The organism is Microbulbifer celer (genome assembly GCF_020991125.1).
GTDB classification, from domain to species: domain Bacteria; phylum Pseudomonadota; class Gammaproteobacteria; order Pseudomonadales; family Cellvibrionaceae; genus Microbulbifer; species Microbulbifer celer.
Genome location: NZ_CP087715.1, coordinates 3,871,022 through 3,888,034 on the forward strand (window position 1 = coordinate 3,871,022; position 17,013 = coordinate 3,888,034).

Consider the following 17,013-nt stretch of genomic DNA (forward strand, 5'->3'; position numbering starts at 1 on the left):
CCGAAACAAAGCACTGGGGTTTGGATGAGTGGAAGGAGAATCAGAAATCGTAGGCATCAGCCCCCGCTTCTGATGGTTTTTCTTCCGGCTTGTCTGCCACCATCACTTCGGTGGTCAGCATCAGTCCGGCGATGGAACCGGCGTTCTGCAGTGCAGAGCGGGTCACCTTGGCCGGGTCGATGATGCCGAATTCCAGCATATCGCCGTAATCGCCAGTCTGGGCGTTGTAGCCGTAATTGACCGGTTCGTTTGCGCGTACCTTGTTCAGTACAACGCTGCCTTCGACGCCGGCGTTGCCGACGATCTGGCGGAAGGGTTCTTCCATCGCCCGCAGGGCGATATTGATACCTACCTGCTGGTCGTCATTGGCCCCTTTCAGGCCGCCTTTTCCGTCCAGACCGCGCAGGCTGTCCGCCACCCGTACCAGGGTCAGGCCACCGCCGGCCACGATGCCTTCTTCTACCGCTGCGCGGGTCGCGTGAAAGGCGTCATCCACCAGATCTTTTTTCTCCTTCATTTCCACTTCGGTGGCCGCCCCCACCTTGATCACCGCAACACCGCCGGCCAGTTTGGCCACGCGTTCCTGCAGTTTTTCCTTGTCATAGTCGGAACTGGAGGCTTCGATCTCGCCGCGGATTTGCTGCACACGGTTGTCGATGGCCGCTTTGTCGCCGGCACCGTCCACCACCACGGTGCGGTCCTTGCCGATCACTACCCGCTTGGCACTGCCCAGCTGCGCCAACTGTACGTTCTCTAGGGTCAGGCCGACTTCCTCGGCAATCACGGTGCCACCGGTGAGGATGGCGATATCCTCCAGCATCGCCTTGCGGCGGTCGCCGAAGCCCGGCGCTTTGACCGCCGCCGCTTTGAGAATCCCGCGCAGATTGTTCACCACCAGAGTGGCCAGTGCCTCGCCTTCGATATCCTCGGCAATGATCAACAGTGGGCGACTTTCCTTGGCGGCCGATTCCAGGATCGGCAATAGGTCGCGGATATTGCTGATCTTTTTGTCGAACAGGAGGATGTAGGGGTTATCCAACTCCACCTGCATCTTTTCCTGGTTGGTAACGAAGTACGGGGACAGATAGCCGCGATCGAACTGCATGCCTTCCACGACTTCCAGTTCGTTGTGCAGGGATTTCCCCTCCTCCACGGTGATCACGCCGTCGCGTCCCACTTTCTCCATGGCCTCGGCGATTATCTCGCCAATATCTTCGTTCCAGTTTGCGGATACGGTACCCACCTGGCGGATGGACTTGGTGTCGTCGCAGGGCTTGGACAGTTCCGCCAGCTCCTCCACAGCGGCTTTGACCGCGGTGTCGATGCCGCGCTTCAGGTCCATCGGGTTCATGCCCGCGGCGATGGCCTTGTGGCCTTCGCGTACCAGGGCCTGGGCCAGCACGGTGGCGGTGGTGGTGCCGTCACCGGCAATATCGGCAGTTTTGGAGGCGACCTCTTTCACCATCTGCGCGCCCATGTTCTGGAACTTGTCTTTGAGTTCGATTTCCTTGGCCACGGACACGCCGTCTTTGGTTACCCGCGGGGCACCAAAACTTTTGCTCAGCACCACGTTGCGCCCCTTGGGGCCCAGGGTGGCTTTGACGGCATCGGCCAGAATATTTACACCGGCCAGCATGCGCTCGCGGGCGTCTTCGGAAAACTTCACGGTCTTCGCGCTCATGCGGCTTTCTCCTGTTGTTCTGTCTGTTCGATTACGGCGAGGATGTCGGACTCCTTGACGATCAGATAGGTCTCGCCGTCGTGTTTAATCTCGTTACCGGCGTACTGACCAAACAGCACCCGGTCTCCCACCTTGACCGCCAGCGGTCGTAGCTCGCCATTGTCCAGCGGCATGCCTGTGCCCGTGGCAATGACTTCTCCCTGGGTGGGCTTTTCTGCGGCCTTGTCCGGAATGACGATGCCACCTTTGGTGGTGGTTTCGGCGGCAAGGCGCTTCACAACCACCCGATCGTAGAGCGGTTTGATACTCATCGGATTTCCTCCCAATAAGCATATGGATGTTCAAAAGTTACAGTTGAAGGTGCAGGGCGTCGGCGGACGCCGCCCCTGACAATTCGCAAAATAGGAGCGGATGGACGGTTTTCAAGAGGGGAATATCGAGATTTTTTATAAAAATTTTTTATAAAAAACGCAGTCAAAAAAATAGAATCGGGATAATCCCGGACTTATAGTTTCAGTGTTGCAAAAGGAAATGGAGGAGCAGATGCCATCTGTATCTCAGACCACCTTTGAAAACACGCTCGCAGACTTTTTCCGTGAGCGCCTGCAAACCGAGGCCGACAACGTGACCCCGCGGCCGCGGGAAGACACTCTGTGGTATCTGGGCAACCTGTTGGCCCGCTTCGGGGATAGTGATCAGGTGTTCAGCTATGATCGCGGCGAGTTGGGCATGCGTCCCCTGGCCCTGCTTTATCGTGACGCGCTGGAGGAGGGCAACCCCCACCACCGCTGTCTGATCCTGCGTCAGCTGGGTGACCTGGCCCTGTTTATGGGTGCCCTTTTTCCAGAAAGCTACACGCGCCGCGGCATCAGTCGTGATTACTTCGTGGGCATGGGTGGCGGTGCATATGACTATCTGGGGGAAAATGCCCGCCACAACCGACGCCTCTTCAGCGAACTGTCGCGACGATTCGTGCGTTTGCTGGAGTTGGTGGCGGCGGTTTGCGACCGGGATCGGGTATTCGACAACAGCGATGTGTTACAACTGTTCCGCCGCTGGCGGGAAACCGGTGATCCGAAACTGGCGGCGCAGTTGCGCGCTTTGGGGGTGGTGTTACCGGATTCCGGCAGTATGCATTGACGCGGAACTCGCTGTAAAAAGGCACCCGGATCAGCATCAACCGCCCCAATTGTGAGGATCGCAGAAATATTGCTGGTGTAGCGACTCAGGGCAGCGGCCGCGTGCGCCCGCGATCGTCGATGGCGACAAACACAAATTCGCCTTCGGTCACTTTCACCTGTTCGCCGGTATCCACCCGGGTCAGCCACACTTCCACCATGGTTTTGATGGACGAGCGCCCTACTTCCACCGCCTCGGCATAGCAGCTCACGGTGGAGCCTACGGTGACCGGGCGCAGGAATACCATGCTGCCGACGGCGACGGTGGTTACACGGCCGCGGGCAATGCTCTGGGCGAGGATGGCGCCGGCCACGTCCATCTGTGACATCAGCCAACCGGCAAAGACGTCACCCTGGGGATTGGTGTCCCGGGGCATGGACTGGGTCTGCAGGGTCAGGGTACCGCTGGGTTGCGGTTCTTCATCAATGGCGGACATCGCAAGTGCTCACAATTCTTAGATTTATTGGACCCGACGGGGCGCAAACCGTCTTTCTGTTTCGTCTTTCCATTTAAGGTTGTCCGCGGTCGGGGTGGCGCATTCTAGCACAAACTGGGTACTAATTAGCCAGCGCAGGTCGTGCAAATTTCCCAGATTTGGCAGCATAATCTGCGCCAGTCGGGCGGCGGTATGAATAGGGATAGACGGTCATGCCGTAACAGACAGTTGTCTGTTGCCCGGTGCTCGCCTAGACTCGCCCCCATGCGTGGACTGATCCTGACCCTGTTCCTGTTGTGCTTTTCCGCCCAGAGCCTGGCTCTGGCGGTGGCCGGTGCCTGTGACCATCAGGGCGCAGGGGACAGTGGCATGACCATGCAGTTGGACATGTACTCCGCCATGGAAGCGGGCCAGGACGCCGGCCACGGCCACCACGATATGCCCTGTTGTGAGGACGCCGAGGGTCCGCAGAACGGGGACCATAAAAATCTGTGCCAGCTGACCTGCGCTGCAGGCGGCTGTGGTGCCGTCGCGTTTGCCAGCCAGGACTGGCAGGTTCAGCCCGTGCCCGCGGGCACCCTGTTCCTCCCTATTTCACCCTCTCCGCTCGCTGCTTCGCAGCGCAACCTGTTGCGCCCTCCCATCGGCGCCTGATGCCCAGTTCGCCGCCACCACCTCTGGTGTCCGGCTCGCAATAACCGAGTATCAGACAGACAGGATTTATCCATGGGAATTGCCCTGCGCGCCCCGGGACGACTGCTCCCGGCGCTGCTGATTGTGTCCGCCGCACTGCCGGCGTGGGCGCAACTGAACCTGGAGAGCGCCGTGCAACTGGCGCGGCAACAGGATCCACACACGGCCGCCGCTTATGCCGGCGCCGAGGCCGCGGCGGAGACCGCGGTGGCCGAAGCCCAGTGGGCGGACCCGACGCTCCGGCTGGGGATCGCCAGCCTGCCCACCGACAGTTTCGCCTTCGACGATCAGGCGATGACCCAGAAAGTGGTGGGGATCAGCCAGAAGCTGCCCCGCGGCGACTCTGCCACGCTCGCCGGTGAGCGCGGTGCTCACACCGCCGAGGCCGGATTTGCCGACGCCGCGGCTCTGGACTTGGCGCTGGAGCGCGATGTAGGCCTCGCCTTTCTCACCCTCTCGGAACAGTTGCGCGTGCGCGCGCTGCTGGCAGAAAACCGTCGATGGATGCAGGAGCTGGTGGGCTACAACCGCGCGCGCCTCGCCAGTGCCCAGATCCAGTCCCAGCAGTTGTTGCAGTCGCAGTTGGCGCTGGCGCGGCTGGACGATCGCATTGCCGAAGTCGACGGTGAGATCAATCGTGCCCGCGGTGTACTCAGCCGCTGGGTCGGCGCTGCGGCGTGGGGGGCGGTGGATGCGAGCGAACCCGCGTGGCGGGATACCCGCGACTGGCTCGCCGCCCAGGTATTACCCGTGCCGCTGACGCTGGTGGAGCAGCACCCCGCGGTGGCCGCCAGCAATGCGCGGGTGGCGGCTGAGCGGGCCAATGTGGCGCTCGCCCGAGAGGCGTACAAACCCCAGTTTGGTGTCGACCTGAGCTACGGCCAGCGGGAGCGGACGCCCACCAGCGACGGCTCGGATTTCGCCAGCGTGACGATTTCATTTGACCTGCCACTGTTCCGCGAGAACCGCCAGGACCGCCGGCTTGCGGCGAGCCGCGCACGGGAGAGTGCGGGTATGTTGCAACGCCAGAACCTGCTGCAACAGCTGCACGCCGAGCTCAATGGCGCCGTGGCCATGGCCCAGAACCTGGATCGTCGTCGCAATGAGTACCGCACTGAACTGCTGGCGCAGGCGGAAGCCACCGCCGATGCGGTCCTCAAGGGTTACGCCAGTAATACCGCGGAGCTTGACGCCGTCATCGACGCGCGTATGGATGCCATCGAGGCGCAGATCAGCGCCGCAGAACTCACCTACGGCTACTTCCGCGCGCTGGCGCGCATTCGCTATTTCCGCGCCACCTCCACCGACGCCAACAGCAAATAATCAGCGGTTACCGAAATGAACAACAAACCACGCCTGTCCGCCCTCGTACTGATCACTCTGCTGGCCGGGTTTCTGATTGGACGCCATCTGTCTGACAACCACGACAGTCAGACCAGTGCCGATGGTGAAAAGAAGATTCTTTACTGGGTGGCGCCCATGGACCCGAACTTCCGTCGCGACGGCCCCGGTAAATCCCCCATGGGGATGGATCTGGTTCCGGTGTACGAGGGCGAAGAGGATCCATCGGCGCCGGGCACCGTCACCATCTCACCGCAAGTGGAAAACAATCTCGGTGTGCGCACCGCGCCCGCGGAGAAAGGACCCGTGGCCACCGCGGTGGAGACCGTGGGCCTGGTACAGCTGGACGAAGACAGGCTGCACCATGTACACACCCGCCTGAGCGGCTGGGTGCACAAGAGCTGGGTCACCGCGGTGGGTGATCATGTGCAAAAGGGTCAGCCGCTGGTGGCCATTTACTCCCCGGAACTGGTGAAGGCCCAGAGCGAACTGGTGGCGGCGCTGGAGAGCGGCAATCGCACCCTGATCGAGGCTACCCGCGCGCGCCTGAACAGCCTGGGAGTGCCGGCGGAACAGGTGCGCGAAGTGAGCCGTTCGCGCAAGGTCAGCCAGACCATCACCCTGTACGCCCCCTCCGACGGCTACGTGAACGAGTTTGCCGCCCGCGACGGCATGTATCTCACCCCCGCCACCACCCTGATGAGTATCGGGCCACTGCAAACCGTGTGGGTGGAAGGGGAGCTGTTTCCCAAGCAGGGCGCTCGGGTAAAGGTGGGGGACACCGCCACCCTGCAGGGAGATTTCGCTCCGGGTCGCACCTGGACCGGTGAGCTGGTGCACATACTGCCGGATCTGGATCCGCAAACCCGCACCCTGCGGGTACGGGTGCAGGTGGACAATGTGGACAAATCCCTGCGCCCGGGCATGTTTGTGCGCCTGCAACTTGAAGGCCCCAAAGTGGACACACTCAGTGTGCCGCGCAGCGCGCTGATCCGCACCGGCGAAATGGATCGGGTGGTGATTGCCGAAGGCGGTGGTCGCTATCGTTCCGTGCGGGTGCGGGCCGGTCGCGAGCTGGGCGAGCGGGTGGAAATCCTCGACGGTATCGACGCGGGTACCGAAGTGGTCACGTCGGCCCAGTTCCTGCTGGATTCGGAATCCAGTATCAGCGCGGACCTGGACAGAATTGGTGGCGAGTACGCAGACCAAGGCCGTCAGGGAGCCGCTAAAGCCACCACCGCCTGGGCGGAAGCGCGGGTGCTCAGCATGCCTGATGACAACCACTATGCGCGCCTGGAGCACGGCCCGGTGCCCGAATGGGACTGGCCCGGAATGGTGATGGGGTTTTATGTTGCAAAAGCCGCACAACCGGCGTTGCGCGCCGCATTGGAAAGCGGCGCGGCGATCCGCGTCGAAATGCGAGAACGGGAGGACGGCAAGTATGAGGTGATTGCTACCCGCGCGGTGGCCAGTGGCGCCATGAATCACGGTGAGATGAATCGCGGCGAGATGGATCACTCGCAAATGGACCATTCACAAATGGGACATGGGGATGACCGGGAGCCGCAGAAATGATCGTACGTATTATTCACTGGTCCCTGCACAACCGCGCGCTGGTGCTGATTGCCGCAGTGGCGCTGGCTATCGCCGGCCTCTACAGCCTGCGCCACACTCCCGTCGATGCACTGCCGGATCTCTCCGACGTGCAGGTGATCGTGAAGACCAGCTATCCCGGCCAGGCGCCGCAGGTGGTGGAGGACCAGGTCACCTACCCGCTGACCACCGCGATGTTGAGTGTGCCCGGTGCGCACACGGTGCGCGGCTATTCATTTTTTGGTGACTCCTTCGTTTACGTCATTTTTGATGACGATGTCGACCTGTACTGGGCAAGATCCCGGGTACTGGAATATCTGAGCCAGGTCGCCCCGCGCCTGCCCGCCGCCGCCAGCCCGGAGCTGGGGCCGGACGCCACCGGCGTGGGCTGGATCTACAGCTATACCCTGGTGGACCGCACCGGTCAGCACGACCTGGCCCAGCTGCGCTCGCTGCAGGACTGGTTCCTGAAATACGAGCTGCAGACCCTGCCGGGGGTTTCCGAAGTCGCCACCGTCGGCGGCATGGTGAAGCAGTACCAGGTGCAGGTGGACCCGCTGCGGCTGCGTGCCTATGACCTGACCCTGGCACAGGTGCAGGCGGCCATTGAGCGCGGCAATCGCGAATCCGGCGCCTCGGTGGTGGAAATGGCGGAAGCGGAGTACATGGTGCGCGCCAGCGGTTATATCCAGAGCGTCGAGGATCTGCCCCAGCTGCCACTGATGGTGAGTGAAAGCGGCACCCCGCTGCTGCTGCGGGATGTGGCGGATGTACACCTGGGGCCACAGATGCGTCGCGGCCTGTCGGAACTCGACGGCGAGGGCGAGGCGGTGGGCGGCGTGATCGTGATGCGCTTCGGCGAGAATGCCCGCGCGGTGATCGACCGCGTGCGCACCCGGCTCGACGAACTGCAGCACAGTCTCCCCGAGGGGGTGGAAATCGTCCCCACCTATGATCGCAGCGAACTGATCGACAGTGCAGTGGATAACCTGTGGCACAAACTGCTGCAAGAATTCATCGTCGTGGCGTTGGTGTGCGCCCTGTTCCTGTTCCATCTACGGTCTTCGCTGGTGATCGTCATCAGCCTGCCGCTCGGCATCATCGGCGCCTTTGTAGTGATGCGTCTGCAGGGGATCAACGCCAACATCATGAGCCTCGGCGGTATCGCCATCGCCATCGGCGCCATGGTGGACGGTGCCATCGTGATGATTGAAAACCTGCACAAGCACATGGAGCGCAACCCGCTCAACGATGCCAGCTCCGATGAACAGCGCTGGCAGGTGGTCGGCGAGGCGGCCAGCGAGGTGGGCCCGCCGCTGTTTTTCAGCCTGCTGATCATCACCCTCAGCTTCCTGCCGGTGTTCGCGCTGGAAGGTCAGGAAGGACGGCTGTTTGCGCCGCTGGCCTACACCAAGACCTATGCCATGGCAGTGGCCGCCGGTCTCGCCATCACCCTGGTGCCGGTATTGATGGGTTATCTGGTGCGTGGTCCGATCAAGCCGGAGCAGGCGAATCCTGCCAACCGCGCGTTTGCCGCCGCCTATCGCCCGGCGCTGGAACTGGCGATCCGCCACCCCGTGTGGGTAATCGGCGTGGCGCTGGTACTACTGGCCAGCAGCCTGTATCCCCTGTCCCGCACCGGCAGCGAATTTATGCCGCCGCTGGACGAGGGGGATCTGATGTATATGCCCAGCACGCATCCGGGGATTTCCATTGGCAAGGCGCGCGAACTGCTGCAGCAGACCGACAAGCTGATCAAGCAGGTGCCGGAAGTGGCGCAGGTGTGGGGCAAGATGGGCCGTGCGGAAACCGCCACCGACCCGGCGCCGCTGACCATGGTGGAGACCATCATCCGCTTTAAACCCCGCGACCAGTGGCGCGAGGGTATGACCCCGGAAAAACTGCGCGCAGAACTGGACGCAGCGGTGCAGTTGCCGGGGGTGACCAATGCCTGGGTGATGCCGATCAAGACCCGTATCGACATGCTCGCCACCGGTATCAAGACGCCTGTGGGTATCAAGATTGCCGGTGCCGATTTACACCAGATTGAAAAAATCGGCACCCGCCTGGAGGGCCTGCTGCCCGAAGTGCCCGGCACCGCCTCGGTATTTGCCGAGCGGGTGGAGGGCGGTCGCTATATCGACATCGATATCGACCGCACCGCCGCCGCCCGCTACGGTCTGAATATTCAGGATGTGCAGACGGTGGTCGACACCGCAGTGGGTGGTAAAAAAGTGGGTGAGACGGTCGAGGGGCTGGAGCGCTACCCGATCAACCTGCGTTATCCACAGGCTTGGCGGGACTCCCCCGAGCGCCTGCGCGAATTGCCACTGGTGGCACCGGACGGCACCCACCTGACCTTGGGAAATGTGGCAACCATCGCCGTGCAGAGTGGCCCGCCGATGATCAAGACGGAAAATGCGCGGCCGAATGGCTGGGTGTATATCGATATCCGCGACCGGGACCTGGGTTCCTGGGTGGCGGAGGCGCGGGAACTGGTGGCCAATAATCTGGATTTGCCGCCCGGTTATTCACTGGCGTGGTCGGGGCAGTACGAATACATGGAGCGCGCCCGCGAGCGTCTGGGCCTGCTGTTGCCACTCACCATCGGCATCATTGTGTTGCTGTTGTATTTCAGTTTCCGTCGTGTGAGAGAGGTGCTGATCATTCTGGGCACCCTGCCGCTGGCCCTGATCGGCGGCTTGTGGCTACTGTACTGGCTGGGCTACAACCTGTCGGTGGCGGTGGGGGTGGGTTTTATTGCCCTTGCCGGGCTGGCGGTGGAAATCGGCGTGATCATGCTGGTGTATTTGAACCAGGCCTGGCAACAGACGCTGGCGGATAGTGAGGTGGCGGGCCGCAATCCGACACTTGATGACCTGCGCAATGCCATCCGCAGCGGTGCGGGCCAGCGTATGCGACCGGTACTGATGACCACCGCGACGGTGTTTATCGGCTTGATTCCGGTGATGATCGGCAGCGGTGTGGGTTCCGAGGTGATGCAGCGCATTGCTGCACCGATGGTGGGCGGCATGGTCAGCGCGATGCTGCTGACCCTGATGGTTCTGCCGGCGGTGTATTACCTGTGGAAAGCCCACAGCCTGCAATCCACTTAACCTGCACCCCGCTTCTCTCCACTTCGCCCGGTGGTGTTTTTGCTATGGCGCGGTGGATTGTTGTGAGCCCGCAGTGAACTGCGGGCTCAGTCGCGCCATCATCAACACGTTGGCGAGCTTCCCTGACTTGAATGTGGCGAACCGCCGCTCACCCTCTTTTACGAATCCGACTTTTTCATACAGTGCGATCGCCGAGGTATTGTCAGTGTGCACTTCCAGCTCCACCCGTATCAGGTTCAGCCAGTTATCCGCCTGATCGAGCGCCTCTTGCAGTAGCATTTTGCCGATGCCGCGACCGTGGGACGCCGGATGAACGGCAATAGCCACCGATGCCAGGTGCCTTTCGCGCTGCTTGTGCGAAATAAACAGCGTGACGTGGCCGAGCACCCGATCACTGTCGATCGCCACCAGCGTATAGTTGTTCGATTCGTAAAACAGGCTGTTTACCGTATCCGAGCTCATGTACGGGAGTTGTGAGGTGTTTTCAGAGACAGAGTTGAAGCGGTAAATCTCTGTCAATTGTTCTGCGTCCGAAGGTTCCAGACGTCGTATTTTAATGCTCAACGGATTTCCTTTATGGCTCGAATTGAAATGGCTGATGATAGTGGGTTTCTAACGTCGCCTTGCAAACCCGTAGGGTGGATAAGAGCCGACGCATACACCCTGCTCCGGCAGGGTCCAGTTTACAGTGTGTTCGGCAGCCAGGTCGCCAGCGCAGGCCAGACTGCCAACAGGCACATAACCAGCAATTGAATAAAGATAAATGGCACTACGCCACTGTAAATGGCCCCGGTGGCCACCTCGGCCGGCGCCACACCGCGCAGATAGAACAGGGCAAAGCCGAACGGCGGGGTCAGGAACGAGGTCTGCAGATTCAGCGCAATCATGACCCCCAGCCACACGGGGTCCAGCCCCATGGCCAGCAGTACCGGCCCCACGATGGGCACCACCACGAAGGTGATCTCGATAAAGTCGAGGATAAAGCCCAGCAGGAAAATCACCAGCATCACCAGTAGCGTTGCACCGACGACGCCACCGGGCAGGCTGTTGAACAGGTTGGTAACCACTTCCTCCCCGTTGAATCCACGGAACACCAGAGAAAACAGCGAGGCGCCGATCAGGATCGCGAATACCATAGCTGTCACCTTGAGGGTGCTCTGCCCGACCTCGCTGGCGCGGGCCCGGTTCAGTGCACCGCGTCCCCAGGCGAGAATGCCGGCCCCCAGTGCGCCCACGGCGGCGGCTTCGGTGGGAGTGGCGGCACCGGTGATGATGGAGCCGAGCACCAGTAACATCAGCGCGATGGGGGGGAACAGGCTTTTCAGGATTTGCAGCAGATCCACATCTTCCGCACGCGTCCGTCCCACAGTGGACTCGCGGCGGACGACAAACAGCAGGTAAATGATGTAGGCCGCCACCAGCATCAGGCCGGGAATGATTGCACCCACAAACAGGTCGCCCACGCTCACCGGTTTGGGATTGAAGATGCCCTGGGACAGCTGTGCCTGCTGATAGGCGTTGGACAGAGTATCCCCCAGCAGTACCAGCGCAATGGACGGGGGAATGATCTGGCCGAGCGTGCCGGTGGCACAGATGGTGCCGGTGGCGAGCTTCGGCGAGTAGCCCCGGTTCAGCATGGTGGGTAGGGACATCAGGCCCATGGTGACCACGGTGGCACCAACGATGCCGGTACTGGCGGCGAGCAGCGCGCCCACTACCACCACCGAGACCGCCATGCCGGCGGGAATGCCGGAGAACACCCGCGCCAGGTTGACCAACAGTTCCTCGGCAATGCGCGCCCGCTCCAGCATCACGCCCATCAACACGAACAGCGGCACCGCCATCAGGGTGCCGTTTTGCATGATGCCGTAGAGTCGATCGGGAAAGGCTTTCAGCAGTTCTGCATCGAAAACACCACCGACGATACCGAGGCCGGCGGCGATCAGCGCGGTACCGCCGAGGGTGAAGGCCACCGGGTAGCCGAACATCAGTGCCGCGCACACGGCGACGAACATCAGCAGCGGGATCAGCTCCATCATACGTTCACCTCCCCGCCCGCTGTGCTGGGCGCCTGTCGCAACATGGGTTCCGTTTTTGCCCGGTTGGTCGGCCTGACGTCCTTCGTATCGGTCGTACCGGCCCCGAAACGGCGCTCCCCGGCTTCCACCTGCATCAGCGTGTGCAGGGCGCGGGCGAACTGCGCAATGCCCTGCAGTCCCAGGGTGATGGCGGCGAGCGGCATCAGGCTCTTCAACAGGTAGACCCCGCCGAGGCCATCCGCGCTGCCACTGGCCTCGCGCACCGCCCAGCTGCTGGCGGCAAACTGCCAGCTGCCAATGGCGATAAACGCGCATACCGGCAGCAGGAATACCAGACAACCCACGGCATCCACCCAGGCTTTGCCGCGGGTGGACATATTGCGATAGAACACATCCACTCGTACGTGGGCACCGCTTTGCAGGGCGTAAGCGAGACCGAGCATAAAGGCGGTGCCGTGGAGATAGATCACCGTGTCCTGCAGGGCCAGAGAGCCATGGTCAAATCCATAGCGCAGGATCACCACCAGGCTCTGGGCCAGTACCATGGCGAGGGTGAACCAGCCCAGGGCGCGCCCGGTGCTGGCGGAAAGGCGGTCGAGGCCATTGGCGGCCCGCAACAGAAGGATCATCGTTTTCTCTGTTTTTTCTCTCAGCGTTCTTATTGTTGTGATCTTTGCCTGATGTAATGGCGGTGGATCCTGTTATTGGTCAGAAAGCGTACCTCCTTGTCTCAGCGGGCGCCAGCGGCGTGATATCAGCGCTCGACAGCGCCCCGGCTGGCCACTCGGATCAAAGAACAGCGTCTTGTCATCTTTTTGTAACCTTCCATTCATAGAATCCTCACCAACTCAAAATGCATACGCTTCGCGCAATCAACGAACACTGGAGATTCCAATGACCAAGCGCTCTGTAAGCAAGAAAGTCCTGGCCCCGGCCCTGGCGGCTCTGACCTTCGCCGCTTCCAATGTGGCCCTGGCCGCGCGCGATCACATCAGTATCGTGGGCTCGTCCACCGTGTACCCGTTTACCACCGTGGTGGCCGAGCGTTTCAGTCGTGCAACCCAGTACAAGACCCCGGTGGTGGAATCGACCGGCACCGGCGGGGGTATGAAGCTGTTCTGTCAGGGGGTGGGCGAGAACACCGCCGATATCACTGGCGCATCGCGTCGCATCAAGCAGTCCGAGCTGGATATGTGTAACGGCAACGGCGTGGACGTGGTGGAAGTGCTGATCGGTTACGACGGCATTGTTCTGGCCAATGCCCGTGGCGAAGCGCCCTTCGAGCTGTCCCGAAAAGACATCTTCCTGGCACTGGCCAAAGACGTGCCCAATCCGGATGGCTCCGAAACCCTGGTGCCGAATCCGTATAAAACCTGGAAAGATGTAAACCCGGCACTGCCTGCCCACGATATCGAAGTGTTGGGCCCGCCCCCGACTTCCGGTACCCGCGATGCGTTTGCCGAGCTGGCGATGGAAGGTGGCTGTAAAAAATTCGACTGGATCGCGGCCAAGAAGAAAGAAGACAAGAATGCCTACAAGGCAATCTGTCACAACATCCGCGAAGACGGTGCCTACGTGGAAGCCGGTGAAAATGACAACCTGATCGTGAACAAACTGGTGGCGAGCCCGAAAGCGCTGGGTATCTTCGGTTTCAGCTTCCTCGACCAGAACGCCGACAAGGTGCAGGGTTCCCTGATCGAAGGCGAGGCGCCGACGTTTGAATCTATCGCCGATCAGGCCTACCCGGTATCCCGTCCGTTGTACATTTACGTGAAGAAAGCCCACGTGAATGTGGTGCCGGGTATCAAGCAGTTCCTGGCGGAGTTCACCAATGCGCGCGCCTGGGGCGATGAGGGTTACCTGGCCGACAAGGGCATGATCCCGCTGCCCACCGCCAAGCGTCAGCAGGTGGCCACCGATGTGCGCAAGCTGAACGCCCTGAGTAACCTCGCGGCCAAATAAGCCCGCACAGATAAAATGCCGTAAATGGAATTACCGGCCGGGCCTCCTTTCTTTAGCAGGGGCCTGGCCGTTTCCATATTAAAAGGCCGCGCAAATCCGGATAATGCCCGGCCAAACCGATAACCGAGCGAATCGATGCAGACCTCTACCCTATTCGCCCTGCTGCTGTTGCTGATTCTGGTGGCTTATGGCACCGGCTTCAGTCGCGCCATCAGCACTGCCCGCAGTCGCGGCGGTATCCGCAGTCTCGCCTCCCTGCCGACTTATTATGGTGTACATACCGCGCTCTGGTGCGGTCTGCCGGCACTGGTGATACTCGCCACCTGGCTGATCTTTGACGATGCCATCATCCGCAGCCTGGTGATGGGCGGCATCGCCGATCGACCGCAATCGATTTCCGGTCAGAACCTGCTTTACGCGCAGATCCAGAATCTGGCCAGTGGCAATCTGGTGGGGGAGTCGACGCCACAGATCCAGGCTGCCGCCGAGCGTCTCACAAGCTTGCGTAACAGTGGTCAGTGGCTGCAGACCGCGCTGATCCTGATTCTCGCCACCGGTCTCGGCGCCTTTGCGCTGTTGCGGATCTCGCCGCAGATGCGCGCGCGGGAAAAGGTCGAGAAGGTGTTGCGGATCATTCTGCTGTTCTGCGCCTGCGCCGCCATCTTTACTACCGTCGGCATCCTGCTGTCGGTGCTGTTTGAGTCCATCCGCTTTTTCAATCACGTGCCGGTGACCGAGTTCCTGTTCGGGCTGCACTGGAGTCCGCAGATGGCACTGCGGGAAGATCAGGTGGGCTCCAGCGGTGCTTTTGGCGCGGTGCCGCTGTTTACCGGCACCCTGATGGTTTCCGCCATCGCCATGTTTGTGGCGGTGCCGGTGGGACTGATGTCGGCCATTTATCTGGCGGAATACGCGAGCAACAGGGTACGTGCCTTCGCAAAACCGCTGATCGAGATTCTCGCCGGTGTACCCACCGTGGTGTACGGCTTTTTTGCCGCGCTCACAGTGGCGCCGTTTATTCGCGATCTGGCACAGACCGTGGGGCTCGAAGCTTCCAGCGAGAGTGCGCTGGCGGCGGGGCTGGTGATGGGGGTGATGATCATCCCGTTCGTGTCCTCCCTGTCCGACGACGTGATCAATGCGGTGCCGCAATCCATGCGCGACGGCGCCCTCGGCCTCGGGTCCACCAAGTCGGAAACCGTGCGCAAGGTGGTGATTCCGGCCGCGCTGCCGGGCATTGTCGGCGGTGTGCTGCTGGCTGTATCGCGCGCGATTGGTGAAACCATGATTGTGGTAATGGCCGCGGGTCTCGCCGCCAACCTCACCGCCAACCCGCTGGAATCCGTGACCACGGTGACGGTGCAGATCGTGACCCTGCTGGTGGGCGACCAGGAGTTTGACAGTCCCAAGACCCTGGCCGCATTTGCCCTCGGTCTGATGCTGTTTATCTCCACCCTGATTCTGAACTTTATCGCCCTGCACGTGGTGAAAAAATACCGGGAACAGTATGACTGATAGTAACCAGATTCAGATGGACCAGCGCGAAGTGCGCCGCCGTATCGAGGCGCGCCTGGCCAGTCGTCATTGCAAGGAGAAGCTGTTTCGCGGTCTCGGCATTGCCAGTATCGCCTTCGGTGTACTGGCGGTACTGGTGCTGTTCACCGATATCATCAGCAAGGGTTCCAGCGCTTTTGTGCAGACCCAGATCCAGCTGCAAGTGACCTACGATCCGGCGGTGCTCGGCATCGACACCGTGGACGAAGAGAGTCTGCCCTGGGCCAATTTTGACGGTGTAATCCGCGCGGCGCTGCGGGAGCGCTTCCCCGAGGTCACCAGCCGTCGCGACAAACGTGCGTTGTACTCTCTGGTATCCAACGGTGCCGGGTTCAATCTGCGCGCCCGACTCGAGGACAACCCGGATCTGCTGGGCAAGACCGAGACTGTGTGGGTCACGGCGGACGACGATGTGGATACCTACTTGAAAAGCCTCTCCAAAACGGAAGATGGCTTTCTCGGCCGCACCTCCGAGCAGCAGCTGGGCTGGATCCAGTCCCTGCGCGACAGCGGTGAGATGGAAAAACACTTCAACACCACCTTCTTCACCAATGGTGATTCCCGCGAGCCGGAACAGGCAGGTATCCGCGCGGCGCTGGTGGGCTCTCTGTACACCCTGCTGGTGACCCTGGCGCTGTCTTTCCCCATCGGTGTGGCGGCGGCGATTTACCTGGAAGAGTTCGCGCCGAAAAATCGCTGGACCGACCTGATCGAGGTAAATATCAACAACCTCGCCGCGGTGCCGTCCATCGTGTTCGGCCTGCTGGGGCTGGCAATTTTCATCAACTTCTTCGAGCTACCGCGTTCGGCGCCCTTGGTCGGCGGTCTGGTGCTGACCCTGATGACGTTGCCGACCATCATCATTTCCAGCCGCGCATCGCTCAAATCCGTGCCGCCGTCCATTCGCGAAGCGGCCATGGGCATGGGCGCCTCGCGCATGCAGGTGGTACTGCACCACGTGCTGCCACTGGCGATGCCGGGCATGCTCACCGGTGCCATTATCGGCATGGCCCAGGCGCTGGGGGAAACCGCGCCGCTGCTGATGATCGGCATGGTGGCATTTATTGTCGATGTGCCCCACGGCATTACCGACCCATCCACGGTGTTGCCGGTGCAGATTTTCCTGTGGGCAGACAGCCCCGAGCGCGCCTTTGTGGAGCGTACCTCCGCCGCCATCATGGTGTTGCTGGCGGTGCTGATCACCATGAATACCTGCGCAGTGTGGCTGCGCAAAAAACTGGAACGCCGCTGGTAACGCCAGTGAATGCTAAGATGCGACACGAGAATTAGAGCCATGAATACCATGACCCTGAACACCACCCAGCCGGACGCGGCGGGTGAGGATGCCTCCTCCAAATCGAAAGGCAGTGCAAATGCAGCGGAGTCCAGTGCAGTGAAAGCCAGCACGGCCAATGCCAG

The 17,013-nt window shown here is 61.3% G+C and carries 14 protein-coding genes; 8 read left to right on the forward strand and 6 right to left on the reverse strand.

Translation table 11 applies throughout. The features are described 5' to 3' along the window. Positions 1-40: 40 nt before the first annotated feature. Positions 41-1,681, reverse strand: coding sequence for a chaperonin GroEL (gene groL / locus LPW13_RS16090; protein WP_230436984.1), 1,641 nt, complete (start codon positions 1,679-1,681; stop codon positions 41-43). Beyond that, entirely contained in the window at positions 1,678-1,992 is a 315-nt protein-coding gene (gene groES / locus LPW13_RS16095; RefSeq protein WP_230436986.1) for a co-chaperone GroES, read from the reverse strand. The genes groL and groES overlap by 4 nt, the downstream gene beginning before the upstream one ends. A 232-nt stretch (positions 1,993-2,224) precedes the next feature. Here groES and LPW13_RS16100 point away from each other — a divergent pair, with 232 nt between their 5' ends. After that, the gene (locus LPW13_RS16100; RefSeq protein ID WP_230436988.1) at positions 2,225-2,821 is read left to right on the forward strand and encodes a hypothetical protein; all 597 of its coding nucleotides are present in this window, start codon (positions 2,225-2,227) and stop codon (positions 2,819-2,821) included. A gap of 85 nt (positions 2,822-2,906) precedes the next feature. On the opposite strand, the gene LPW13_RS16105 is transcribed toward LPW13_RS16100, so the two are convergent. After that, positions 2,907-3,296 carry an acyl-CoA thioesterase gene (locus LPW13_RS16105; protein ID WP_230436990.1) on the reverse strand — a complete coding sequence of 130 codons (390 nt, stop codon included), beginning with the start codon at positions 3,294-3,296 and terminating at the stop codon, positions 2,907-2,909. Positions 3,297-3,560: 264 nt separating this feature from the next. Here LPW13_RS16105 and LPW13_RS16110 point away from each other — a divergent pair, with 264 nt between their 5' ends. The 4 genes from LPW13_RS16110 to LPW13_RS16125 all read left to right on the forward strand — a co-directional run bounded on the left by LPW13_RS16110 (position 3,561) and on the right by LPW13_RS16125 (position 10,039). Then, positions 3,561-3,950 carry a hypothetical protein gene (locus LPW13_RS16110; RefSeq protein WP_230436992.1) on the forward strand — a complete coding sequence of 130 codons (390 nt, stop codon included), beginning with the start codon at positions 3,561-3,563 and terminating at the stop codon, positions 3,948-3,950. A 72-nt stretch (positions 3,951-4,022) separates the two neighbouring features. Beyond that, positions 4,023-5,312 (forward strand): TolC family protein, encoded by a 1,290-nt coding sequence (locus LPW13_RS16115; RefSeq protein WP_230436993.1) that lies wholly within the window; start codon positions 4,023-4,025, stop codon positions 5,310-5,312. A 15-nt stretch (positions 5,313-5,327) separates the two neighbouring features. Next, positions 5,328-6,905, forward strand: coding sequence for an efflux RND transporter periplasmic adaptor subunit (locus tag LPW13_RS16120; protein WP_230436995.1), 1,578 nt, complete (start codon positions 5,328-5,330; stop codon positions 6,903-6,905). Beyond that, positions 6,902-10,039: an efflux RND transporter permease subunit gene (locus LPW13_RS16125; protein ID WP_230436997.1), complete on the forward strand. Its 3,138-nt coding sequence runs from the start codon at positions 6,902-6,904 to the stop codon at positions 10,037-10,039. Before LPW13_RS16120 ends, LPW13_RS16125 begins: the two co-directional genes overlap by 4 nt. A gap of 42 nt (positions 10,040-10,081) precedes the next feature. Here the strand turns inward: LPW13_RS16125 and LPW13_RS16130 are convergent, their stop codons facing one another. The 3 genes from LPW13_RS16130 to LPW13_RS16140 form a co-directional block, all read right to left on the reverse strand. Next, positions 10,082-10,603 carry a GNAT family N-acetyltransferase gene (locus LPW13_RS16130; protein WP_230436999.1) on the reverse strand — a complete coding sequence of 174 codons (522 nt, stop codon included), beginning with the start codon at positions 10,601-10,603 and terminating at the stop codon, positions 10,082-10,084. Positions 10,604-10,722: 119 nt separating this feature from the next. Continuing rightward, positions 10,723-12,078 carry a TRAP transporter large permease gene (locus tag LPW13_RS16135; RefSeq protein ID WP_230437001.1) on the reverse strand — a complete coding sequence of 452 codons (1,356 nt, stop codon included), beginning with the start codon at positions 12,076-12,078 and terminating at the stop codon, positions 10,723-10,725. Then, on the reverse strand, positions 12,075-12,707 hold the full coding sequence (locus tag LPW13_RS16140) for a TRAP transporter small permease subunit (protein ID WP_230437003.1): 633 nt from the start codon (positions 12,705-12,707) through the stop codon (positions 12,075-12,077). Before LPW13_RS16140 ends, LPW13_RS16135 begins: the two co-directional genes overlap by 4 nt. 265 nt (positions 12,708-12,972) lie before the next feature. On the opposite strand from LPW13_RS16140, the gene LPW13_RS16145 reads away from it, so the two are divergent. The 3 genes from LPW13_RS16145 (at position 12,973) to pstA (ending at position 16,849) form a co-directional block, all read left to right on the forward strand. Further along, a complete protein-coding gene (locus LPW13_RS16145; protein ID WP_230437005.1) occupies positions 12,973-14,040 on the forward strand; it encodes a PstS family phosphate ABC transporter substrate-binding protein in 1,068 nt (355 codons plus the stop codon). Between the two features lie 135 nt (positions 14,041-14,175). Continuing rightward, the gene (gene pstC / locus LPW13_RS16150; protein ID WP_230437007.1) at positions 14,176-15,555 is read left to right on the forward strand and encodes a phosphate ABC transporter permease subunit PstC; all 1,380 of its coding nucleotides are present in this window, start codon (positions 14,176-14,178) and stop codon (positions 15,553-15,555) included. Further along, positions 15,548-16,849, forward strand: a complete 1,302-nt coding sequence (pstA, locus tag LPW13_RS16155) for a phosphate ABC transporter permease PstA (protein ID WP_230437008.1) — start codon at positions 15,548-15,550, stop codon at positions 16,847-16,849. The genes pstC and pstA overlap by 8 nt, the downstream gene beginning before the upstream one ends. Positions 16,850-17,013: the final 164 nt, after the last annotated feature.

Excerpts from the sequence above, each read along its gene's own strand:
- LPW13_RS16100 (WP_230436988.1), top strand. The coding sequence starts at position 2,225 with ATGCCATCTGTATCTCAGACCACCTTTGAAAACACGCTCGCAGACTTT.
- LPW13_RS16140 (WP_230437003.1), bottom strand. The coding sequence starts at position 12,707 with ATGATCCTTCTGTTGCGGGCCGCCAATGGCCTCGACCGCCTTTCCGCC.
- LPW13_RS16105 (WP_230436990.1), bottom strand. The coding sequence starts at position 3,296 with ATGTCCGCCATTGATGAAGAACCGCAACCCAGCGGTACCCTGACCCTG.
- LPW13_RS16125 (WP_230436997.1), top strand. The coding sequence starts at position 6,902 with ATGATCGTACGTATTATTCACTGGTCCCTGCACAACCGCGCGCTGGTG.
- LPW13_RS16110 (WP_230436992.1), top strand. The coding sequence starts at position 3,561 with ATGCGTGGACTGATCCTGACCCTGTTCCTGTTGTGCTTTTCCGCCCAG.
- groL (WP_230436984.1), bottom strand. The coding sequence starts at position 1,681 with ATGAGCGCGAAGACCGTGAAGTTTTCCGAAGACGCCCGCGAGCGCATG.
- LPW13_RS16145 (WP_230437005.1), top strand. The coding sequence starts at position 12,973 with ATGACCAAGCGCTCTGTAAGCAAGAAAGTCCTGGCCCCGGCCCTGGCG.
- groES (WP_230436986.1), bottom strand. The coding sequence starts at position 1,992 with ATGAGTATCAAACCGCTCTACGATCGGGTGGTTGTGAAGCGCCTTGCC.
- pstC (WP_230437007.1), top strand. The coding sequence starts at position 14,176 with ATGCAGACCTCTACCCTATTCGCCCTGCTGCTGTTGCTGATTCTGGTG.
- LPW13_RS16115 (WP_230436993.1), top strand. The coding sequence starts at position 4,023 with ATGGGAATTGCCCTGCGCGCCCCGGGACGACTGCTCCCGGCGCTGCTG.
- pstA (WP_230437008.1), top strand. The coding sequence starts at position 15,548 with ATGACTGATAGTAACCAGATTCAGATGGACCAGCGCGAAGTGCGCCGC.
- LPW13_RS16135 (WP_230437001.1), bottom strand. The coding sequence starts at position 12,078 with ATGATGGAGCTGATCCCGCTGCTGATGTTCGTCGCCGTGTGCGCGGCA.
- LPW13_RS16120 (WP_230436995.1), top strand. The coding sequence starts at position 5,328 with ATGAACAACAAACCACGCCTGTCCGCCCTCGTACTGATCACTCTGCTG.